The following is a 21,378-nucleotide window of genomic DNA, read 5'->3' as shown; positions in this document are numbered from 1 at the left end:
AGTCCTATGGCCAAGCGACTTTTTGACCTCGTTTTTTCCGCAATCGGTTTGATCGTGTTCTCCCCGATCCTCTTGCTGACCGCCCTATGGATCAAGCTCGATTCGAAGGGGCCGGTCTTTTACCGCGGCGAGCGCACGGGTCTGAACGGCGTCCCGTTCCGGATCTTTAAGTTCCGCAGCATGGTCACGAACGCGGACAAAATTGGGGGTCCGAGCACCGCCGACACCGATAGCCGCATCACCAAGTCCGGCAAGTTCATTCGCAAGTTCAAGCTAGACGAAATCCCGCAGTTCATGAATGTATTCATAGGGGATATGAGCTTCGTTGGACCTCGGCCCGAGGTGAAGAAGTACACCGACATGTACACGCCCGAGGAGAAGCCGATCCTCGACCTCCGGCCCGGGATCACTGACTGGGCGAGCATCTGGAACAGCGACGAGGGCGCCATCCTCGCAGGACTGGAGGACGTGGATGCCGGGTACGAGCAGTACATCCGTCCGGGCAAGCTCAAGCTGCAGCTGTACTACCGCGCGAACCATACGGTGATGGGTGATATCAAGATTTTGATGTACACGGCGCGGCGCATTTTTGACAAGAGCTTCTATCCGAGCGAGATCGACGCGGTCGTCCCGCGGTTGGTGCCAGTGCTGGACCAGCAGCGTATGACCCATGCGGCTGTCGAGCTTTCGGAGAGCGCCCGCGAACCGCAGATCTAGGCTAGTCCAGCCTCCATCAGCTATAATTGCCTGTAACTATTCAGGTGTTTTATGGCTTTTGCGACTGAGATCCGTTCGGTTCCGTTTTTCAACTACCCCAAGGCGTTCGGCGAGTTCGAAGAGCAACTCGTCGCTATCTTCCGCGATGTCCTCGGACGCGGCGCGTTCATCATGCAACGCGATCTCGCCGACTTTGAAGCGAACCTCGCCAGCTACCTCGGCGTGAAGCACGCCGTGGGCATGGCCAATGCGACCGACGCGCTGATGCTTGCTTGGCGCGCAGCCGGGCTGCAGCCGGGCGACGAAGTCATTTTCCCCAGCCACACGATGGTCGCCTCGCCTGCTTCCGTGGCACTTGTGGGTGGCGTGCCGATCCCCGTCGACTGCCGACTTGAGGATGGGCTCATCGACCCCGACGCGATTCGCGCTGCCATCACTCCTAAGACGCGCGCGATCATGCCGGTCCAGCTCAACGGGCGAACCGCCGACATGGACGCGATCCAGGCCATTTGCGATGAGCACGGGCTGATGATCGTTGAAGACTCGGCGCAGGGGCTCGGCTCACAATTCAAGGGCCGATACGCAGGAACCTTCGGCAAGGCGGGCGTCTACAGTTTCTATCCGGCCAAGATCCTCGGCTGCATGGGCGATGGCGGTGCGCTTGTCACCAATGACGACGCAATTGCCAACACCGCGCGGCTGCTGCGCGACCACGGTCGTAACCACGACGGCGACGTCACCATGTGGGGACACAACTCGCGACTGGACAATCTCCAGGCCGCGTTCCTCGACCTCCAGTTCAAGGACTACGCGGAGATCATCCGTCGCCGCCGCGAGATTGCCTCGATCTACCAGGCTCGATTGGGAGATCTGGAGCAGATGCAACTCCCGCCCGCACCCGTCGAGGGCGGCGACCACCTGGACACCTACCAGAACTACGAGATGCAGGCAGATCGTCGCGACGAGCTCAAGGCGCACCTGCGTGAGATGGGCATCGGAACCCTCATCCAGTGGGGCGGCAAGGCCGTGCATCAGTTTGAGAAGCTTGGTTACAGCGGCTATCGACTCCCGAACACCGAGCGGTACTTCGAGCGATGCATCATGCTGCCCATGAACATGACGCTAACCGATGACGAAGTGAACTACGTTGCCGATCACGTCCGAGGTTTCTACGGCGCGTGAACGCGGCCCCGCCGATCGAGACTGAGGGCCTCGCCAAGAGGATCCGGATCCACGCATTGCGTATGACAAGCCGGGGCGGAAGCTCGCACATCGGGGCGGTCCTCAGCATGACCGACCTCGTTGCGGTGCTCTATGGACATGAGCTTCGCGTCGATCCCGCAAACCCGACTTGGGCGGATCGGGATCGGTTCATCTTGAGCAAGGGGCACGCAGGCGCGGGAGTGTATGCCGCCCTAGCTGAGCGCGGGTTCTTCCCCGTCGAGCGGCTTGAAGGCCACTATCAAAACGGCAGCGACCTCAGCGGTCATGTGACGTTCCTCGGGATCCCCGGGGTGGAGCTTGCCACAGGCTCACTCGGTCACGGGCTCGGCGTTGGGTGCGGGATGGCCTATGGCGCAATGCTCGATGGCAGGCGGCACCGGGTCTTCGTGCTCCTGAGCGATGGCGAGTGCGATGAGGGTTCCAACTGGGAGCCGATCCTGTTCGCTGGGCACCACAAGCTCGACAACCTGATCGCGGTCGTGGACTTCAACAAGATCCAATCCCTGGCTCCGGTGGCGGATACGCTACAGCTTGAGCCGTTCGCGGACAAGTGGCGCGCCTTTGGCTGGGCCGTGTATGAATGCGACGGCCACGACCACGCGGCGATCAAGGCTCAGTTCGAGGCGATGCGCGCCGAGACGGGCAAGCCCAAGGTGCTCCTCGCGCACACGACCAAAGGCAAGGGTGTCAGCTTCATGGAGAACACCGTCCTGTGGCACTATCGCACGGCGCGGGGCCACGAATTCGACCGCGCGCTCGCTGAGCTCGAAGCACTCTAAGCTCCGTAAGGAGTCCAGATGTTCTTGACCTGCACCGAGCGTCGCAAGAACTCGCGGCTTGGGCGGGCGTACCAGTCCACCGGCTTCCCGAGACTGCACCACGTTTGCTTCAGGTTCGCCGCGCTCAGCTTCTCGATCGCGGTACCCCCTTCAGCATCTCCGAAGTGCCAGATTGCCTGAATCGCTTCGTGCTCGGCCAAGGTCTTGACGAGCTCGGCATGCGTGCCGGTGACGATGTTGAGCACACCGGCTGGCACGTCGCTCGCTTCAATCACGCGGATGAGCTCGCACGCGGGGAGCGGGTTGTAGACGCTCGGGACTGCGACGACGGTGTTACCCTGCGACAGGAGCGGCAGCACCGTGGACAGAAATCCCAGCAACGGGCTCTCCGGCGGACAGATCACCGCGCACGAGCCGATCGGTTCGTTGCGGGTGTAGACCAGCGCACGCATCGGGACACAGTGGACTTTGCCGTCGTTCTTATCGGCCCAAGCCGCGTACCACATGCAGCGCTCGATCGAGGCGTCCATCTCGCGATGGGCATCCTCGGCACTTGCTCCCAGGGCCGTCAGTGCATTGACCATCTGGTCGCGTGCCGCCGACAGGTTCTCGCCGAGGTAGTAGAGAATCTGTGCCCGTGCATGACTGGTTTGAGAAGCCCATGCACAGGCGGTCGATTCAGCAGACTCCACGGCGTTGCGAAGGTCTTTACGGTTGCCACGTGACACCGCCACCGGGCCGTGCGCGGTCTCGTATATCAGCGAGTATCCGCCGTCTGGGCGCGCCTGTTTGCCAGCGATGTACAGCTTATGTGTGCGGTCCATCTCCCCTTGGGGCGCTTCGCCGGGGTTCGTCGTGGCTAGCGCGGGTGCCGACACCGTTGCCGGGCGGGGACGAAGGTACTCGTACATCCCTTCCTTGCCGCCTTCGCGCCCGAATCCCGACTCCTTGTAGCCGCCGAATCCGCTGGCCGCATCGAATTGGTTTGTGCAATTGACCCACACCGAACCAGCCTTCACACGCGCGGCCATGTCGTGTGCGACGTTCAGGTTCTCCGTCCAAATGCTCGATGCAAGGCCGTAGACGGTGTTGTTCGCCAGCGCAATCGCCTCGTCCGGCGTACGGAAAGTCATGGCGACTAGGACGGGACCGAAGATTTCGACTTGTGCCACCGTCGAAGCGGGGCCTACATTCGTGAGCAGCGTCGGCGGGTAGAAGCATCCGACGGTTGGGCACTCGGAGACTTGATACAGTTCGGCTCCCTCGGCAACGCCTTGCTGCACAAGCTCGTCGATGCGCTGCCGCTGGATTGGATCGACGACGGCACCGACATCGACCGCCTTGTCCAATGGGTCGCCGACCCGCAGAGTGGCCATGCGCGCTTTCAACTTCTCGATGAATCGGGTTGCGATCCCCTCTTGGACCAGCAGGCGCGAACCGGCACAGCAGACTTGCCCCTGATTGAACCAAATGGCATCGACGAGGCCCTCGATTGCGCCGTCATGGTCGGCGTCTTCGAAGACGATGAAAGGCGATTTGCCGCCCAGCTCCAGGCTGAGCTTCTTGCCCGTGCCTGCTGTGGCGGTGCGAAGAATCCGTCCGACTTCGGTCGAACCTGTGAAGGCGATCTTGTCGATGCCTGGGTGCTCGACAATGCAGCGTCCGGTCTCGCCGTCGCCGGTAATGATGTTCACTACGCCGGGTGGGACTCCGGCTTCCGTGCAGAGTTCGGCGAATCGCAAGGCGGTTAGCGATGTGAACTCGGCTGGCTTGAGGATGACGGTGTTGCCTGCGGCGAGCGCGGGAGCGATCTTCCATGAAAGCATCAGCAGCGGAAAATTCCACGGGATGATCTGCCCGCAAACGCCGACTGCCTCGTACTCCGGGAACTCCGATTCGAGAAGCTGCGCCCAGCCTGCATGATGGTAGAAGTGACGCGCGACGAGGGGGACGTCGATGTCGCGGGTCTCGCGGATCGGCTTGCCATTGTCCATCGATTCGAGCACTGCCAAGTGGCGCGTGTGTTTCTGGACGGCACGCGCGAGGGCGTACAGCACCTTTGCTCGGCCGGCGCAGCCGAGCGCCTGCCACGGGCCCAGGGCTGCGCGTGCGGCGTTGACCGCTTCATCGACTTCTGCATTGGAGGCCTGTGCAACCTGGGCGATCTCTGCCCCGTTCGCGGGGTTGTTGGAGGGGAAGTGGTGGGATGCTTCGCGCCACGAGCCCCCGATGAACAACCCAAACTTGCGGTTGTGGCCTTCGAGCCAAGCGTTCACGACCTCGGCACCTTCGGGTGCGGGTCCGTATTCCATAGTGGTAAGGATCTCTTTGATGCTCATGGCTTAACCCAATGGATGGCGATGGTTGGCCGAGTAGCGGCCTGTGACGTAGTGCTCAAGCTGTCGCTCGATGTCGGTGAGGAGGGTGCTCGCGCCGAGGCGGAACAAGTCGGGCTGCAGCCACTCGTTTCCGAGTTCCTCCTTCATGAGGATCAGCCAATCGCTCGATTGCTTCGCGGCGCGAATCCCGCCTGCGGGCTTGAACCCGACGCGGTATCCGTGGCGTGCCTTGAAAGCGCGTATCTGCCGCGCCATCACGAGCCCGAAGCCCAATGTGGCGTTGACGGACTCTTTGCCCGTGCTCGTCTTGATGAAGTCGCTGCCTGCCATCATGCACACGAGGCTGGCGCGGGCCACATTGGTGAGCGTCCCGAGCTCGCCAGTCGCGAGGATGGACTTGAGATGCGCGTCGCCACACGCCTCGCGGAACTGCTGCACTTCGTCGTAGAGCGCCTGCCAATCGCCGGTCAGCACATGTTGCCGACTGATGACGATGTCGATCTCTTTGGCCCCCGCCGCGACGCTGGCCTGGATCTCGTGGATCCGCTCCCGAAACGGGCTCTGGCCGTGCGGAAATCCTGCGGCGACGGCCGCAACTGGGATGTTCGTTCCTTTGAGCGCCTTGACCGCAGTCTCGACGTGCGCGTGGTACACGCAGACGGCGGCCACAGTGAGCTCACCGGGCTCGAACCCGAGCGCAGCCGCGAGGTCGGCTCGCATCGGCATGCGCGCCTTGGCGCATAGACGTTGGACAGTCCCGGGAGTGTCGTCACCTGCGAGGGTCGTCAGGTCCATACACGTGATGGCGCGTAGGAGCCACGCCGCTTGCCAATCCTTCTTCACCGTTCGGCGACCCGCCAGCGTTTGGACGCGACGATCGACGGCGCTGCGGTTTACGTGCGTCGATTCGACCCAGTCGAGATCGAGGGGCGACCCTGGGTTTCGCGCGTGTGTGTGGGCATTGAGACCGGTCAAAGCCATGGCAACATTGTAGCGTGAATTTGCGCAGGGGCCACGCCATACTGGAAGAGATGAGCACGGCGCGCGTAGGGATCATCATGGGCAGCGAGAGCGATTTGGAGACAATGCTCGATGCAGAGGCGGTGCTGCGAGACTTCGGCATCCCATACGAGACCGATGTCGTCAGCGCCCACCGGACTCCTGACAAGATGGTGGAGTACGCGAAATCCGCGCGGACACGTGGGCTCAAAGTGATCATCGCGGGGGCCGGCGGCGCGGCCCATCTGCCGGGCATGGTGGCGAGCATGACCACGTTGCCTGTGATTGGTGTCCCGGTACCCACCAAAGCGCTGAGCGGGGTCGATTCGCTCTACAGCATTCTGCAGATGCCGGGGGGCGTGCCTGTCGCCACCGTGGCCATCGGGAACTCACGCAACGCCGGGCTACTTGCGGTACAGATGCTGGCGGTTCACGAACCAGAACTGGCTTCGCGGCTGGAGCATTTCCGGCAGGACCAAGTCCAACTTGTCCATGCGATGAGCACCCGCGTGAAGGATCGTTAGTCTGCCGCGCGTCGACCGCGCACTGAGCTCTTGAGCCAGAAGTAGCCGATTAGCCCGGCGATGAGCGACCCGCTCAGGACGCCGATCTTCGCATCTCCCGCAAGCGTGGGAGCATTCTCGAACGCCAGTGACGTGATGAACAGCGACATGGTGAAACCGATGCCCGCGAGCATGCCGGTCGCGGCGACCATGCGCCAAGTCACCCCCCGCGGCAGAGCTGCCAAACCGAGCTTTACGGCAAGGAGGGTGAACAAGAAAATTCCTACCGGTTTGCCAACCAGCAGGCCGAACGTCACGCCGTGGGTGACGGGATCGGTGAGAGCCGTTTCGAGTTGCGAGCCGCTGACCGCGACGCCAGCGTTGGCGAGGGCAAAAACGGGCATGATCGCGTAGGTGGACCAGGGGTGGAACGCGTGGAGCATGCGTTGCAGCGGAGTGCTCACGTGCTCAATGTCCATCTCCAGCGCGTGGAGCACCGAGTCTTGCGTCTCGTTCAGTAGTTCGGTCTTGCCCGATGAGCCCGACTGTGCGAACTCGGTGACGAGGTTTTTGGCCCGGGCCACGAACTTCGCGGAGTCGACGCGCGCCTGCGCCGGGATTACGAAGGCCGTTAGCACGCCCGCAATGGTCGCGTGGACCCCACCCTTGAGCACGAAGTACCACATGAGCGTCCCGAGCAGGCCGAACGCCATCATGCGACGGACCCCCGCCCAGTTCAGCAGCCACATGAGTCCGTAGATCGCGAGCGCGACTAGGAGCGAGGTGCCATCAATCTGAGTGGTGTAGAAGAGTGCGATGACAAGGACCGCTCCCAGGTCGTCCACGATGGCTAGCGCAGCGAGGAATACCTTGAGTGCGAACGGTACTCGGCTGCCGAGGAGGGCAAGGATGCCCAGTGCAAAGGCGATGTCGGTGGCCATCGGCACACCCCACCCGATCATGCCCGGCTTACCCAGGTTGAACGCGGCGTAGATTCCCGCCGGAACGAGCATCCCTCCGAGCGCGGCGGACATCGGGAAGGCTGCGCGCTTCAGACTCGTGAGTTCGCCGACGAGGATTTCGCGCTTGATCTCCAGACCAATGACGAAAAAGAACACCGCCATGAGTCCGTCGTTGATCCACAAGAGCAGCGGCTTGGCGAGCTCAAACGTGCCGACCTTGATCGCGACCGGCGCCTCCCATACTCCAAAGTAGCCCGGAGCCCATGAGGAGTTCGCGAGAAGGATCGCCAGCAACGCGCAGACGAGCAGCATGATGCCGCCCGAAGCCTCACGCTCTGCGAACGCTTGAAACGGCCGCAAAACACGCTCAATTGGGCGTGGTTCCAACCCTGGGGAGGGTGACGCGCGCAGCACAGCCCATTAATACCTGAATTGCGGTGGGTCCTCTCGGGAGACGGTACACTCCCGCCTATGGCTGAAGTCGGTTCCGAGGTGGTGCGCCACGCACTTAAGACCGCTCGCGAGTTCGGGTTTCGCTCCGTAACCTTGCGCCAGGGCGAGTTTAAGTTTTCGGCTGTTATGGACCCCGACGCGGAGCCAGAGTCTGCTTCGCTTGACTTGTCTGAGGCCAATGCCGCCGTTGAAATGGGCCCGCTGACCAAGGAGATCACCTCCCCGTGCGTGGGTTACTTCGGGAACGGGAGCGAGCCGCTGAAAGTCGGCGGTAAGGTCACTTCGGGCGCGATCGTCGGAGTCGTCCAGGCGGTTGGTTTGGACAACGACGTCGTATCGAAAGCCGAGGGTGAGGTCGTAGAAGTGTTGGTGAAGGATGGAGACCCGGTGGAGTACGGCCAGGTCCTCGCCAAGGTGAAGGTGAGCTCATGAAAGTTGCTGCGCTGATCCTGCTTACGGCCGCCTGTTTGGCAGGCTGCGAGACCGAGAACAAACGGAAAGACCAAGTTGGCGAAACGGTGGTCGGCCAGTCCATCGCTCGGGCAAAGGACGAAGTTTGCACGAGCAACCTGCGCACGATCCGCCAGGCCCTGGAGGTTTACAAGACTTCCGAACCGGACGCGACGAACCCAACCGACTTGAGCGTCTTGCGACTTTCCAAAGCGACTTTTGAGTGTCCGATCGACCACAAGCCTTACAAGTACGATGCGGCCGAAGGGACGATTCAGTGCAAGCATTTGGGGCACGAGGGGTTCTAAGCGCAGATGTTCAAACGAATCTTAATTGCCAATCGTGGGGAGATCGCCTGTCGGGTCATTCGCGCGTGCCGCGAGATGGGCATTGAGTCGGTCGCCATCTACTCGAAGGCCGATGCTGATTCGACCCACGTGCGCATCGCCGATCGAGCAATCTGCGTCGGCGAGGCGACCAACGGCGATAGCTACCTGAACCTGCCAAACGTGCTTATGGCGGTTGAGATCAGTGGCGCGGAAGCCGTCCACCCCGGTTACGGTTACTTCAGCGAACGCGACAATTTCGCGGATGCGCTTGCAAGCATCGGAGTGAAGTTCATCGGTCCGCCCGTCGAAGCGATCCGCGCGATGGGCGACAAAGCGCGAGCCAAGCAGGCCGCGATCGCTTCCAAGTGCCCGGTTGTGCCGGGGAGCGAGGGCGCGGTTGCGACGGACGCCGACGCGATGAAGGTTGCGGAGAAGATCGGCTATCCGGTGCTGCTTAAGGCAGTCGCCGGCGGCGGAGGGCGGGGGATTCGGCGCGTCGATTCGGCGTCTGATCTACCGAAACTGTGGAAAATCGCTCAGAGCGAAGCGCAAGCGAGCTTTGGCAACGACGAAATGATCGTGGAGAAGTGCGTCGTCGAGCCGCGCCACGTCGAGATCCAGGTCATTGGTGACGAGTTCAAGAACATGGTTTACCTGGGCGAGCGCGAGTGCTCAGTCCAGAATTTGCGGCACCAGAAGATCGTCGAGGAAGCGCCCAGTTCCGCGGTCGATCCGCGCGTTCGCAAGGCGATGGGCGAGGCGGCAGTCCGAGTCGCGCTCGCTGTCGGCTATGCCAACGCGGGTACTGTCGAATTCTTGCTCGACAAGGATGGGAAGTCGTTCTACTTCTTGGAAATGAACACCCGCCTGCAGGTCGAACACCCGGTCACCGAAGAGATAACCGGTCTGGACTTGGTCAAGTTGCAGATTCTCATCGCTGCCGGGGAGAAGTTAGGATTGCGACAAGCGCAAGTTTCGCTCGAAGGCCACTCGATCGAGGCTCGGATTACCGCTCAAGACCCCGACAAGGACTTCGCGCCGAGCACGGGCCGTATCACTCGCTGGGACGCACCCGGCGGACGCGGTATTCGCATCGACACGCATGTCTATGCAGGCTTTTCGATCAGCCCGTTCTACGATCCGATGATCGCCAAGCTAATCGTGACCGGTAGTGACCGCGCCGATGCTATTCGCTTGTTGCGGTCCGCACTTCACGAATTTCACGTGGAAGGGATCGTGACAAACATCCCATTCTTGCGCCGCTTGGTGGAACACCCCGACTACGTCTCTGGGCAAGTGAACACTGCCTTTGTGCCCAAGATGCTGGCCGAGGTGCCATCAAATGCCTGAACCATCGCAATCCGAAACAAAGCTTGTAAGAAGTCGCCGCGCCTCGCGGGAGGCTGCGATCCAGGGCATCTACGCCATGACGATCAGTCAGATCCCGCCGGACGAGGCTCTGCGGGTGGTACTGGACTACGAGTCGTACGCCCCAGAAGCGCTGGAGTACATCAAGACGGCGATCTTTGGCGTCGCTACCCGCAGGCAGATGCTGGACGACAAGATCACCCCGCTCCTAGCTCCTGGTTGGGACTGGTACCGCGTGGCGATCTTGGACCGGGCGATCCTGCGCTTGGCGGCATACGAGCTCTTCTTCATGCCGAAGCTCTCGCCCAAGGTGACGATCAACGAAGCGGTGGTGCTGGCCAAGCTCTACGGTAGTGTCGAGAGCGCGCGTTTTGTGAACGGCTTGCTTGCCAAGCTTTTGCTCCAGTCGCCCAAGGCCGATTGGTCCGCGCCCGAGGAGGAGGAGCCTGTCGCTGAAGATGAACCCGTCGTGCCGTCGGACGACGAAGAACTGGAAGAGCTCGTCGCAGAAGGCACTCCGCAGTACGACGAGATGGTAAAGGCGGGCGCGTGGACTCTTCGAACGAATGACTCAGACAACGATGACCGCTAAAGTCCTTGACGGAAAGGCGCTGTCCAAACAAGTGCGATCCGAGCTCAAAGTTCGGGTGGATTGGCTGCGTGCGCGCGGCGTGACTCCCAGACTGCATGTGGTTGTCGCATCTCAGGACCCCGCTAGCCTCTCGTACGTGCGGATGAAGCGCAAATGGTGCGAGGAGGTCGGAATCGAGAGCACGCAGTACGAAGTGGATGACCACTCGGAACAGACTGCGCTGATCGACCACATTCACGGGCTCAACGCCGACCCGGCGGTGCACGGAGTGTTGATCCAGCATCCGCTCCCAAAGCACCTGGATGAAGAGGCGGCGCTCGAAGCTTTGGGCGATACAAAGGACGTGGATGGCATCACGCCCCAATCGCTTGGCCGACTCGTCGGCGACATGCCCGGATTTCGGTGCGCAACGCCAATGGGGATGATGGCGATGCTGGACCACTACGGGCTAGATGTGACCGGCAAGCGGGCGGTCGTGATCGGGCGGAGTGTCATCCTGGGCAAACCCGCGGCGCTCATGTTGCTTCAGAAGAATGCCACGGTGACGATCGCGCACTCCAAGACTGTGGAATTGCCCGAGCTCTGCCGTACGGCGGACGTGCTCGTGGCAGCTGTGGGTCGCGCCGAGATGGTGCGCGGGGACTGGATCAAGCCCGGCGCAATCGTGCTGGATGCAGGCTACAACAAGGTCGAAGGTCGGTCTGCCGACGTCGGGGATTGTCACTTCGAATCGTGTGTCGAAGTGGCAAGCTGGATCACCCCCGTACCGGGCGGTGTTGGACCGATGACGGTCGCGAGTCTATTGAGCAATGCAGTGGTGGCGGCGGAAAAGTCGGTCTCGTAAGATCGTGTGGGTTCTCCTACTCGTTCTGTCCGTCTATGGTGGCGCGTGCTGCGCGCTGGCTTGGTTCTATGTTTCGCATCGCTCACCGGGGGGTGCACCCGAAGTCGCGGGCGTTTCGTCCGTATCGATCCCTCTCCCAAAGTACGCACTACCGGTGTTTGCGTCGGACAGCCTGCTTCAAGACCGGTTCGATGGCTCTGTCGTGTTCGTGATGGTGCACGGGTATGGGGGCTCGCCTCGCAGCTGGCAGGCGCTGGCGCGGGAGTTCGTCGGCAACGAATCGGTAGCCGTCGTCCTCCCGTGGATGGCCGGGCATGGGGAGAATCCTTGCTCCCGAGTGGGGTTCGGGCGGCCCGAAGCGCAAGAAGTCATCGGGACCGTCAAGTGGGTTCGCGAGAAGGTTGGCCCTCGACCTCGGATCGTCCTGGTTGGGGTCTCCTTGGGTGCCGCAGCATGCTGGCTGGCTTCTGAAGACCTAGAGGACGAGGTCTACGCGATCGTTAGCGAGAGCACATTTGCTTCACTGGATGAAACTTCCGCTCGGTGGCTGGACCTGGTGATGCCCAAAGGCTCAATCGTCCTGCGACCCGTTCTTTGGATTTCAGAGCTGCTCTCGGGGAGCCGAGCATCGACCGTGCGGCCAGTTGATGCGGCAGCGAGTTGGCGTGGTCGGCCGGGGCTGATCATCCACGCACAGGACGACATCCTCATGCCACAAGACAATGCGGATCGCCTGGCGGCCGCGAGCCAGCTGAAGGTCTGGGTGGTTCCCCACGCCGGGCATGCCCAGGTCGTGAAGGTCGCCGCGCCAGAATATGCTCGCCGCATCCTCGAACTTGCTGGCACAAATTACTAGGTTCTAGCGAATCTGAGATTTGATGCCACAAAACGGGTCCCGTCGCGCCGATAGTACTTGGCGGTCCGATTCTGTTGACCGCAAGGAATGCAAGGAGCAAGGGAAATGTCAAGAGTTTTCGCGACCGTAGGACTGATTGCGGCCAGCTTGGGTGCTCAGGCTGTCATCGTCACGCAATGGAATTTCAACTCAAACCCACCGGACTCTTCCACGTCAACTGGCAGCTATGCCGCTAGCGTTGGCACGGGTACGGTCAGTGCGCTGAACTGCACGGCCGATTTCGCCAACAACGGTGGTGCGCTCGGGACGGGCAGCGGCGACACGACTGTAGCCGACAATACCGCGTTGCGCACCTACAACTACCCAGCCCAGGGCACGGGAAGTGGTACGGGTGGTATCCAGTTCACCATCAGTACGCTGGGCTATGGCTCGCTGTCTCTTGACTTTGGTCGCCGACATGACGCGGGCTCTTCGCGGTGGATACGCGTTCTTGCCGATGCCGGTTCGGGCTTCTCCACCCTTGCCGATATCGAAAACCCAGGCACGGAGAATAACTGGATTGCGACTTCGGTCAATCTCTCGAGCTTCAGCAATCTGAACAACAAAGCCGCTGTGACGTTCCGGATCGTTACGATCTTTGGCAATGTCGGCTCGATCACCGGTGCAACCGGTTATGCCACGACTGGCAACGCGGGATCAGGGCCGGGCGGTTCTTCGTACTCGGTGACGAATACATCCGGCAAGATCCGGTACGAAATGTTGACCGTCAGCGGCACTGCCGTACCCGAACCAGGCACGTTCCTCGCGCTCGGAGTCGGAGCGCTCGCGTTGCTCCGCAAGCGACGCAGCTAAGTCTTCTCTAGAAAACCGTCAACGCAAGACGCTACGGCCCGTCTTCGGATTTTCCGAGGCGGGTTGAGCGTTTTTTGGGGGGTCAGAGGCCGCCCATCGACTTCAGCATGCCACCGTCGCCGCCGAAGTCGTCGCTGATGGAGAACCAAGCTCGCTCATCGTAGCGCTGGCAGATGGACTCAACTTCGTCGTTGGCCTTGCGGGCGGCTTGTTCGATGTCTTTGCTCGCGCCCTTCATCCCTTCGAGAGTCGAAACAGCACTCGCTGGGTCGCTGCTGGCGTGGTCCAAGATGTCCAGCAAATTCAAAATCTGCGCACCCGTTTCGCGGACGGACTGGTCGTACGAGTCGTGGAGCGCTTGGCATTCGCCGGGCGGAGTCTTGGTGTTCAAGAAGTCGAGGACCGCGCGCCAGTCGCTGCGCATGGCGGCGAAGTCGACCTTCAGTTTGTCGGCGGGCGACTTCGGGTCTTCGCCCAATGGATCCGAATTCATGATGTCCTTCAGTGCATCCAGACCGCCGCCTGCCATGAGTTCTGTCATCTTCACGCGCACAACCCCGAGGTGCTTCAGCGCGATCTGCCGCCGCTGTTTTTCCGTCGCCTCGACGTGCAGCAAGTACTGGCGAACGTCTTCGGGCATGCGCGTGCGCGAGGGTGCGGGCGCCTTGGTGATCCCGGACTCGGGTGCGGCCTGGGCTTGGGTGAGTCCAGACGCAGGTTGGGCCGTGGCTTGCGTGACGCCGCTGCTGCTGGGTTTAAAGACTGCCTTCAGGAGTCCCGCAGAGCCGAAACCGATGGCGACGATCCCAAGCAGAACGGCGATGGCGAGTGGCCACCCTGCTCGGCGGGCCGTGGGTGTCATGACCGGGCGGCTCACTTGCGGAGTCTGGTAGGTGGCCGCGGGCCCAGCCAAGTTTGCGCCGCAGTTGCTGCAGAATTTGGCATCGACGGCGTTAAAGGACTGGCATTGCGGGCATCGTTTCATGGGGCATTCTGGGGCGCTGTTGCCAGTATGAACGCATTTCAGACCCGAAACGTGCTCAGGATTTCGGATCGAATGAGGTATTCTTAGCGATTGCCGAAAGGCTCTCTGCTGCCCCTGTGGTAGCCACCAAACGAGTCAAAGTCCATAGGGAGCATCACAAATTCCATGTCACGTAAGTACGAAGCGTTCTATATTGTTGCACCGAGCCTCAACGACACCGAGGTTCAGGCGATCGCCGATCGATTCAAGGGCGTCGTCGAGGCCCAGGGTGGTACCGTCGAAGCCGCTGGCAAGTGGGAAAAGCGCAAGCTTGCCTACGAGATCAACGGCCACAAGGAGGGCAACTATGTCCTCATGAACTTTGAAGCAGATGCCAAGGTTCCGCAAGAGCTGAATCGCCAGATGCGCAACAGCGATGACGTGATCCGTCATCGAATCTTCCTCCAAGAGGCATAAATCAGATGGTCAATCGCGTCGTTCTCGTTGGGCGTCTCACTCGCGATCCCGAGGTGCGAACCACCACGGGCGGCAAGTCAGTCGTCGATTTCTCAATTGCTGTTCAGAAGAAGATCAAGCCGCAGGACGGTTCGCCGGACGCCGATTTCTTCCGCGTCATTGCCTGGGACAAAACTGCGGATTACGTGGGCAACTACCTGACTAAGGGTCGGCTCGTCTCGGTGGACGGTCGGTTGCAGGCCCGGAAGTACACCGCAAACGACGGCACCAACCGTGAGGTGGTGGAGATCGTAGCTGAGAGTGTGCAGGGGCTGGACCGAGCCCGCGATGATGCCGGAACCCCGGTTGCTGCGGCCGTCACTCAGAGCCCATCCACAGGGGCCGACGAGTACGATCCGTTTGCAGACGAGTAAGCGGCCCTTTCGAACCTGATTCGCGACTCCTGGTGACTGTGGTCCCCAGGAGTCGCGCCGTTTAGGCTGGGGGTAACCTTACGGGGATGCCGCACGATCTTGACCAAGAATTTTACGTTCTCCGCAACGACCCCAAGGGAATGTACCGTCTCACCTGCGAGTTCGGGACCCAAGTCCAGAGGGCCAACGAGATCGCGCAGGCGAGCAGTTTGCCCGATTGGAAGGCGACTCCCGACCACGTCCTGCTCACGGGTTTGGGCGGTTCCGCAGTCGGCGGCGACTTTGTTCGTGCGCTGTTTGATCACGGAGCCAAAGTCCCATTCATCGTCAACCGCGAGTACACGTTGCCCACTTACATCGGGAGCGGATCGCTGGTGGTCGCCAGCAGCTACAGTGGCAACACCGAAGAGACGCTGAGCGCCTACAGCCAAGCCAAGCGCAGCGGCGCGAGCATCCTGTGTGTGACGAGCGGCGGCAAGCTGGCCGAACTCGCCAAGGCCGACGGTTTCCCAGTCGTGCTCATTCCAGGTGGACAGCCTCCGCGCACGGCGCTCGGATTCAACCTCATCCCCGTCATCGTCGCGATGGAAAAGCTCGGGCTGATTCCGGCAAATGACATGGGCGCGCTCGTTCAGCACATCAACGACTGTGTGGCGAAGTGGTCTATCGGCGTCGAGGTCGAATCGAACCCCACCAAACAGCTTGCGCTTGCTATGCACGGCAAGGTCGGAACGCTCTACGGACTCGGCAACTGGCAGGGGATTGTGGCGAACCGCTGGAAGGGTCAGATCAACGAGAATTCCAAGAACATGGTCTTCGCCAACGCCTTCCCCGAGCTCAATCACAACGAAATCTTGGGTTGGGTGCAGGCCGACGGCCAAGGCGTGGCGAACTGGCTGACGGTCGTTCTGCAGGACGGCACCGAGAGCGCAAAGATGAAGAAGCGCGCGGAAGTCACGTCGCGGCTGATCCAGGGCGTCAGCGAGATCCACACGGTGACCGCGCCGGGCGGAACGCTTCTTGAGAAAATGATCGGACTTACGCTCTACGGCGACTTCGTATCGCTGTATCTTGCGGCGCTGAACGACGTCGATCCCGAGAACATTGACCACATCAACACCCTGAAGGGTGAACTGGCAAACGTGCCCTAGGAGTAAACATGGCCCTTGCCCACGCGAACGACTCGGTCTTGATGGTTGTCGATCTGCAGCCTAGCTTCATGGCCCCGATGCCGGGTCGGGATGAAGTCGTGATGCGGGCGCGGTTTTTGGTCCAAGTGGCGGCGGCGATGAACGTCCCGATCCTCGCGACCGAGCAGGTGCCGGCACGGATGGGGCACACTGACGAGCGGATCTTGGAGGTACTCCCCGCGACAGCCACGGTGTTTCCGAAGACGGCTTTCAGCGCTTGGCGGGCGACGGGCGTCGACCTGGAACTCCGAAAAATGCGGCGTAAGCAAGTCGTTCTGGTCGGCGCGGAGACGCACATCTGTGTGACCCAGACGGCCCACGATTTGATCGAGCACGGATTCCAAGTGGTGCTTGCCACCGATGCGATCACCGGGCGAGGCGCAGAGACGCGCCGCACGGCATTGCAACGGATGGCAGCCATCGGCTGCATAGAATCGCACACGGAATCGGTGACCTACGAGTGGTTGGAGAGTTCGGAGCATGCGGCCTTCAAGACCGTGCTCGGACTCGTCAAAGCCGCCGCTCTGAGCGGTTAGGCCGCGCTCGTTTCCTTGCGATAATCACCGCCGAGAATGCGCTGGTAGTCACCGCTAAGGAACCAGCGCTCAAGCTGCTGGGCACGGTGGACCGGCATCGGGTGCGTGGCGGTCCAGTTGCCAAAGACCCACAAGAACATCTTGCCCATCGAATCTGCAAAGCTCATCTCTTGGTAGGCCCGCGCCTGCTCCATGAAGGCGTCACGATCCAGCTCGTGTTGCAATCTCGACGGTCCGGCGGCGAGCATGATGTTCACGTCGACGGACGTTTCTAGATTCTGGGAGACAAGCAGGCCCGCGCGATCAGCGGATACTTCTGCCTGACGGGACCATTCGGACAATGCCATCATGAGCGCCATCCCAGCGACGTCGGACAGACCCAGGGTGCGGCGACCAAGCATCTCCAGCAGCGGGGCGAGGATGCGTGCGATGGAGAAGTACAAGATATGGCCAGCTTTGATATGGCCAAGCTCGTGCCCGATCAGATGGTAGAGTTGCTCGTCTGAAAGGGCATCCACCGCGGACGAGCGCAGGGTGATGTACGGGCGTTCGACGCCGCCCGCGAAGGCGTTCGTGAACGGATTGTTGGTCACGTACAACTCGGGCTCGGGCATATCGAGTACGTCGCACGATTCGCGCAGGATCTGCCAGAGCGTGCGGTACTGTCGTGGACCACAGCGGACGGCCTGGCTCATATTCCAGCAATACATCCAGCGATCAGCGCCGATCTCATGGAACTTCTGAACGACCGTAGGGAGCAGCGGCACTTTGTTCAGCGCTGCGATCGCACGCCGGTCCGCGTCCGAAACGAACGCCGATGCTGCAATGTCCGGAAACCGTTTTCGTTCCATGGTTACAACCGGTATACGCCATTTTGCAGCTCACTGGCTGCAGTCCTACAAAAAACCAGGACCTCCAGACATTTCCGCCCGGAAGTCCTGGAAACCGAGTTGTTCAGCGCGTTAGGCTGCTTGCGCGGCCACGCGCTCCTTGACACTGAGATTGATTTCGAGCGACCCGACGCCTTCGATCGCGAGGGGGATCACGACGGTCGGCACATCAAACGTGTTGATCTGGATGTCTTGTCCACAAATCAGACTTGGGGGCGTGATGTCGCACACGAGCCCACTCGCTGAAAGCTGCGAGAGGCTGTTGCCGCTGATCATGTTTCCGAGCTCCGCGAGCGAGCTGGTGAGCAGTTCCTGGGTGAGCTCCATGCCGCCAAGCATCCGCGATGCGACGCTGTTGGCAGTGGGTTCGTCCATGCTGAAAACCACCTGCCCCTGCAAATCGCCCGTGATGCCGCACGTGACGTTCATCCACTTGGATGTGAACATCTGGGGGCGCGCCGTCACCGCCTCAAGCTTGGGCGCTACGGCGATGAGCGTGGTAAGGACATCCGAGGCACCCTTAACAAATGGATTGATGTAGATCGCTTTCATAAGGTGTTACGGTCGTGATCTCAGGCAGCCAGTTGCTTGCGGACAGCCTCGACGACGCGATCAGGCTGGAACGGCTTGACAATGAAGTCCTTAGCGCCCGACTGAATGGCGTCGACAACCATGTTCTTCTGGCCCATGGCGGTGCACATGACGACCTTGGCATTCGGGTCCGCAGACCGAATCTCCTTCAGCGCCTGAAGTCCGTCCATCTCGGGCATGGTGATGTCCATGGTCACGAGATCGGGCTTGAGCTCCTGGTAGAGCTTGACGGCCTCAACACCGTTCTGAGCTTCTCCCACGACCTCGAAGCCGTGCTGGGTCAGGATGTTTTTCAACGTGACTCGCATAAACAATGCGTCGTCGGTGATTAAGATGCGGTTCGCCATGATGTATCCCCCAATGATTGGTTGCTTGCTGATGGTTTCTGATAGAAGAAAGGAATCTTTTGATCAAAGCCGATGTTCTGAGCCCCGAATATTCGCTCGGTGCTGCCGACGAAGAGAATTCCCCCCGGCTTCAAAGCGTCGAAGAACCGACGGTACAGCTTGTCCTTGCACTCGTCGGTGAAGTAGATGACGACGTTCCGGCACATGATCAGGTCAAAGCCGGTGTCGAATCGATCCGCGAGCAGGTTGCCCGTCTTGAAACTCACGAACTTCTTGATCTCGGGCTTGGCGGTGTATTCGCCGTCGTCTCCCGTGAAGTACTTATCGCGGAGCGCAGGCGGCATTGCATTCACTTCATTGCGTTTGTAGGTGCCGTCGCGGGCCTGCTTGAGCGCAGCCTGATCGATATCCGTGCCGACGATAGTGTGCGGACCCTTGAAGTACTCGGCGAAGAGGACCGCCAAGGAGTGCGCTTCCGCGCCGATGCTGCAACCCGCGCTCCATGCCTTGATGCGGCTCGTCTTCTTGAGCAGCAGCGGCAGGATCTGGGTTCGCATCTCTTCCCACTTTTCTGGATTTCGGAAGAGTTCGCTTACGTTGATCGCGAGTTTGTCCAGCAGCCACTCCATCCCGTTCGGGTCGGCCAGTAACGACTTCCAGAACTGGTCGAGGGTCTGAACCTCGCGGGTCTCCATCATCGTCATGATGCGGCGCTGGATCTGCCCAGGCTTGTACTGGAAAAGGTCCAGACCCGACTTGGCCTGCACGTTGCGATAGAACGTGTCCCACTGCGTCTGATTAGGAAGCATTCTCGAGTCTCTCCTTCAGGCCAGCGGTGATCGCCATGGCCATTTCGTGTATTGGGAATTCAGCGGTGATGCCGCCTGCTTCCTTGGCGGCGCGGGGCATGCCGTAGATCGTGCACGTTTCGGCCGATTCGCCGTACACGTGCGAGCCTGCTTTACGCAAGGCACAAGCTCCGGCGGTGCCGTCGTGACCCATGCCGGTGAGGACAACTCCCAAGAGTCGGCGTCGGTACACCTCGATCGCAGAATTGAACAGGTGGTCCGCTGCTGGCCGGACACCGTGGATCGGCGGATCTTCGTTGAGCTCGATGAGCCCACCCTGACGGACGAACATATGCTGGCCGCCCGGGCAAATCAACGCCTGACCGGCTTCGACTCGGTCACCCGATTTGGCTTCGCGAACCGGCACATTGCCGATGGCATTCAGCCGCTGGGCGAGGCTCGCGGTGAATCCGACGGGCATATGCTGCACTACAAGGATCGCGGCCGGAAAATTGTGGGGAAGGCTGGTCCAAAGGGCGCTGAGCGCTCGCGGTCCGCCGGTCGAGCTGGCGATCACGACAACTTGGTCGGTCCGCCCACCACGGAATTTGACAGCCGGGCACGTGCGGAACGCTGACGGTCGAACGCGGGCTTCGCTACAGGCTCGGAGTTTTCCGATGAGCTCGTCACGCACTCCCAAGAAGTGGATGCTCGAGCTGCTTTGCGGCTTGGTCACGAAGTCGATTGCGCCCAATTCGAGGGCCTTCATCGTGGAGGTCGCTCCCTGGGTCGTGATGCTGCTGACCATGAGGACGCGAGTTGGGCTCGCCTCCATTATGTGCTGCAGGGCCGTCAGCCCGTCGCAATGCGGCATCTCGACGTCCATCGTGATGATGTCGGGCTTCAGCTCCGCAGCGAGGCGGATCGCTTCGTTGCCATTTGCGGCGGTGCCCACAATCTCAAAGTCCGATTCGGTCTTGATCCAGTCAAGCAAGACCCGGCGAATGAAGGGCGAATCGTCAACAACAAGTACTCGTTTCTTCATGCTGCTTGGAGCTCTTCAAACATCTTCTCGTAGGCCTCGTACTGAGTCACGAATTCGCTGATCACATCGTCGAGGTCGTCGGGCTCGATGCCCAGTCGCTCAAGCGTGCTCTCACAGAACCGGTATTGCATGCCGTCGCCGCCCAATCCAAAGCCCATGAGCATAGTGATGTAGTCGCCGAAGTGAACGCAGTCGACCAATAGGGTGCGGTCCTCGCAAGCATCCGGGTCGTGGTGGTACTTGATCGCGTTGACGATCTCTTTGGGGAAATTCCAACTTTCAGCCAGATGCGCGCCCACTTCTGCGTGGTCATATCCCAGGAGCATGCGCTCGACTTGGATGAACGACGTGCGCTTGGCCTGAGCAAGCTGGAGCATCTTATCGGTCTTGTTCTCGAACCACACGCTGAGCGCGAGCTTGCCGATATCGCACAGAAGACCCGAGGTGAATGCTTGCTCTTCCAACGGCGAGTTTGCGCGTTTTGCGGCCAACTGCGCGCCGATGGCGACTCCAAAGCTGTGCAGCCACAGCTCCTTGGTACCGAGTTCGTACCCCGGAACAGGCTTGGTCATCCATGGGTAGCTGCTGGCGACGATCGCCAGGTTGCGAACGGTCCGCATACCCAGAACGACGACCGCTTCCGACAAATTGCCGACGCGGCGCGACAGTCCATAGTAGGCGCTGTTGGCGAGCCGGAGAATGCGCGCGCTCAGGGCCTGGTCGGTGCTTAGAATTTGCGCTACCGAACTCGCGGTCGAGGTGCTGGACTCGGTCTCCTGCAAAACCTTGAGTGCCGCCGCGGGAATCGACGGGAGGTCGGTCGTACGCGAGACGATTTCTTCGATTGTGATCAGTTGTTCTGACATGGTC

General features: G+C 60.8%; 25 protein-coding genes. 15 read left to right on the top strand and 10 right to left on the bottom strand.

Going from position 1 to position 21,378, the window contains the following annotated elements; translation table 11 throughout:
* Positions 1 to 6 precede the first annotated feature (6 nt).
* The 3 genes from JNM85_01665 (at position 7) to JNM85_01655 (ending at position 2,720) form a co-directional block, all read left to right on the top strand.
* A complete protein-coding gene (locus JNM85_01665) occupies positions 7 to 717 on the top strand; it encodes a sugar transferase (GenBank protein MBL8086761.1) in 711 nt (236 codons plus the stop codon).
* A 51-nt stretch (positions 718 to 768) separates the two neighbouring features.
* The gene (locus tag JNM85_01660) at positions 769 to 1,899 is read left to right on the top strand and encodes a DegT/DnrJ/EryC1/StrS family aminotransferase (protein MBL8086760.1); all 1,131 of its coding nucleotides are present in this window, start codon (positions 769 to 771) and stop codon (positions 1,897 to 1,899) included.
* Positions 1,900 to 1,961: 62 nt separating this feature from the next.
* Positions 1,962 to 2,720, top strand: a complete 759-nt coding sequence (locus JNM85_01655; GenBank protein MBL8086759.1) for a transketolase — start codon at positions 1,962 to 1,964, stop codon at positions 2,718 to 2,720.
* On the opposite strand, the gene JNM85_01650 is transcribed toward JNM85_01655, so the two are convergent.
* Positions 2,717 to 5,059, bottom strand: coding sequence for an aldehyde dehydrogenase family protein (locus JNM85_01650; GenBank protein ID MBL8086758.1), 2,343 nt, complete (start codon positions 5,057 to 5,059; stop codon positions 2,717 to 2,719). The genes JNM85_01655 and JNM85_01650 overlap by 4 nt on opposite strands.
* A gap of 3 nt (positions 5,060 to 5,062) precedes the next feature.
* On the bottom strand, positions 5,063 to 6,040 hold the full coding sequence (gene deoC / locus JNM85_01645) for a deoxyribose-phosphate aldolase (protein ID MBL8086757.1): 978 nt from the start codon (positions 6,038 to 6,040) through the stop codon (positions 5,063 to 5,065).
* A 50-nt stretch (positions 6,041 to 6,090) separates the two neighbouring features.
* Between deoC and purE the strand changes: the two genes are divergently transcribed.
* The gene (purE, locus tag JNM85_01640) at positions 6,091 to 6,582 is read left to right on the top strand and encodes a 5-(carboxyamino)imidazole ribonucleotide mutase (protein MBL8086756.1); all 492 of its coding nucleotides are present in this window, start codon (positions 6,091 to 6,093) and stop codon (positions 6,580 to 6,582) included.
* Here the strand turns inward: purE and nhaA are convergent.
* Positions 6,579 to 7,883, bottom strand: a complete 1,305-nt coding sequence (gene nhaA / locus JNM85_01635) for a Na+/H+ antiporter NhaA (GenBank protein MBL8086755.1) — start codon at positions 7,881 to 7,883, stop codon at positions 6,579 to 6,581. The genes purE and nhaA overlap by 4 nt on opposite strands.
* Positions 7,884 to 7,994: 111 nt before the next feature.
* Between nhaA and JNM85_01630 the strand changes: the two genes are divergently transcribed.
* The 7 genes from JNM85_01630 (at position 7,995) to JNM85_01600 (ending at position 13,267) form a co-directional block, all read left to right on the top strand.
* Positions 7,995 to 8,408, top strand: coding sequence for a biotin/lipoyl-binding protein (locus JNM85_01630; GenBank protein MBL8086754.1), 414 nt, complete (start codon positions 7,995 to 7,997; stop codon positions 8,406 to 8,408).
* Complete coding sequence (locus tag JNM85_01625; protein MBL8086753.1) at positions 8,405 to 8,734, top strand: hypothetical protein; 330 nt, start codon at positions 8,405 to 8,407, stop codon at positions 8,732 to 8,734. The genes JNM85_01630 and JNM85_01625 overlap by 4 nt, the downstream gene beginning before the upstream one ends.
* A gap of 6 nt (positions 8,735 to 8,740) precedes the next feature.
* Positions 8,741 to 10,105: an acetyl-CoA carboxylase biotin carboxylase subunit gene (locus JNM85_01620; GenBank protein ID MBL8086752.1), complete on the top strand. Its 1,365-nt coding sequence runs from the start codon at positions 8,741 to 8,743 to the stop codon at positions 10,103 to 10,105.
* On the top strand, positions 10,098 to 10,715 hold the full coding sequence (nusB, locus tag JNM85_01615; protein ID MBL8086751.1) for a transcription antitermination factor NusB: 618 nt from the start codon (positions 10,098 to 10,100) through the stop codon (positions 10,713 to 10,715). The genes JNM85_01620 and nusB overlap by 8 nt, the downstream gene beginning before the upstream one ends.
* The gene (locus JNM85_01610; GenBank protein MBL8086750.1) at positions 10,690 to 11,559 is read left to right on the top strand and encodes a bifunctional 5,10-methylenetetrahydrofolate dehydrogenase/5,10-methenyltetrahydrofolate cyclohydrolase; all 870 of its coding nucleotides are present in this window, start codon (positions 10,690 to 10,692) and stop codon (positions 11,557 to 11,559) included. Before nusB ends, JNM85_01610 begins: the two co-directional genes overlap by 26 nt.
* A gap of 4 nt (positions 11,560 to 11,563) precedes the next feature.
* A complete protein-coding gene (locus JNM85_01605; protein MBL8086749.1) occupies positions 11,564 to 12,415 on the top strand; it encodes an alpha/beta fold hydrolase in 852 nt (283 codons plus the stop codon).
* A 105-nt stretch (positions 12,416 to 12,520) separates the two neighbouring features.
* Positions 12,521 to 13,267: a PEP-CTERM sorting domain-containing protein gene (locus JNM85_01600; GenBank protein ID MBL8086748.1), complete on the top strand. Its 747-nt coding sequence runs from the start codon at positions 12,521 to 12,523 to the stop codon at positions 13,265 to 13,267.
* Between the two features lie 82 nt (positions 13,268 to 13,349).
* On the opposite strand, the gene JNM85_01595 is transcribed toward JNM85_01600, so the two are convergent.
* The gene (locus JNM85_01595) at positions 13,350 to 14,252 is read right to left on the bottom strand and encodes a zinc ribbon domain-containing protein (GenBank protein MBL8086747.1); all 903 of its coding nucleotides are present in this window, start codon (positions 14,250 to 14,252) and stop codon (positions 13,350 to 13,352) included.
* A 165-nt stretch (positions 14,253 to 14,417) separates the two neighbouring features.
* Between JNM85_01595 and JNM85_01590 the strand changes: the two genes are divergently transcribed.
* The 4 genes from JNM85_01590 (at position 14,418) to JNM85_01575 (ending at position 16,847) form a co-directional block, all read left to right on the top strand.
* Positions 14,418 to 14,708, top strand: coding sequence for a 30S ribosomal protein S6 (locus tag JNM85_01590; protein MBL8086746.1), 291 nt, complete (start codon positions 14,418 to 14,420; stop codon positions 14,706 to 14,708).
* Positions 14,709 to 14,713: 5 nt separating this feature from the next.
* Positions 14,714 to 15,121 (top strand): single-stranded DNA-binding protein, encoded by a 408-nt coding sequence (locus tag JNM85_01585; protein ID MBL8086745.1) that lies wholly within the window; start codon positions 14,714 to 14,716, stop codon positions 15,119 to 15,121.
* Positions 15,122 to 15,207: 86 nt separating this feature from the next.
* On the top strand, positions 15,208 to 16,272 hold the full coding sequence (locus tag JNM85_01580) for a bifunctional phosphoglucose/phosphomannose isomerase (GenBank protein ID MBL8086744.1): 1,065 nt from the start codon (positions 15,208 to 15,210) through the stop codon (positions 16,270 to 16,272).
* 8 nt (positions 16,273 to 16,280) lie between these two features.
* On the top strand, positions 16,281 to 16,847 hold the full coding sequence (locus tag JNM85_01575) for an isochorismatase family protein (GenBank protein MBL8086743.1): 567 nt from the start codon (positions 16,281 to 16,283) through the stop codon (positions 16,845 to 16,847).
* Here JNM85_01575 and JNM85_01570 read toward each other — a convergent pair.
* From JNM85_01570 to JNM85_01545, 6 genes are all read right to left on the bottom strand, one after another.
* A complete protein-coding gene (locus tag JNM85_01570; protein ID MBL8086742.1) occupies positions 16,844 to 17,698 on the bottom strand; it encodes a M48 family metallopeptidase in 855 nt (284 codons plus the stop codon). The genes JNM85_01575 and JNM85_01570 overlap by 4 nt on opposite strands.
* Before the next feature lie 111 nt (positions 17,699 to 17,809).
* Positions 17,810 to 18,289, bottom strand: a complete 480-nt coding sequence (locus JNM85_01565) for a chemotaxis protein CheX (protein MBL8086741.1) — start codon at positions 18,287 to 18,289, stop codon at positions 17,810 to 17,812.
* A gap of 20 nt (positions 18,290 to 18,309) precedes the next feature.
* A complete protein-coding gene (locus JNM85_01560) occupies positions 18,310 to 18,675 on the bottom strand; it encodes a response regulator (GenBank protein ID MBL8086740.1) in 366 nt (121 codons plus the stop codon).
* Positions 18,657 to 19,484, bottom strand: a complete 828-nt coding sequence (locus JNM85_01555; GenBank protein MBL8086739.1) for a protein-glutamate O-methyltransferase CheR — start codon at positions 19,482 to 19,484, stop codon at positions 18,657 to 18,659. Before JNM85_01555 ends, JNM85_01560 begins: the two co-directional genes overlap by 19 nt.
* Entirely contained in the window at positions 19,474 to 20,508 is a 1,035-nt protein-coding gene (locus JNM85_01550) for a chemotaxis response regulator protein-glutamate methylesterase (protein ID MBL8086738.1), read from the bottom strand. Before JNM85_01550 ends, JNM85_01555 begins: the two co-directional genes overlap by 11 nt.
* Positions 20,505 to 21,374: an HDOD domain-containing protein gene (locus JNM85_01545; GenBank protein MBL8086737.1), complete on the bottom strand. Its 870-nt coding sequence runs from the start codon at positions 21,372 to 21,374 to the stop codon at positions 20,505 to 20,507. Before JNM85_01545 ends, JNM85_01550 begins: the two co-directional genes overlap by 4 nt.
* Positions 21,375 to 21,378: the final 4 nt, after the last annotated feature.

This window comes from Chthonomonas sp. (genome assembly GCA_016788115.1).
Classification (GTDB): domain Bacteria; phylum Armatimonadota; class Fimbriimonadia; order Fimbriimonadales; family Fimbriimonadaceae; genus UBA2391.
The sequence above is the reverse complement of the archived record's forward strand: the minus strand, read 5'-3'. Positions and strand labels throughout refer to the sequence as shown.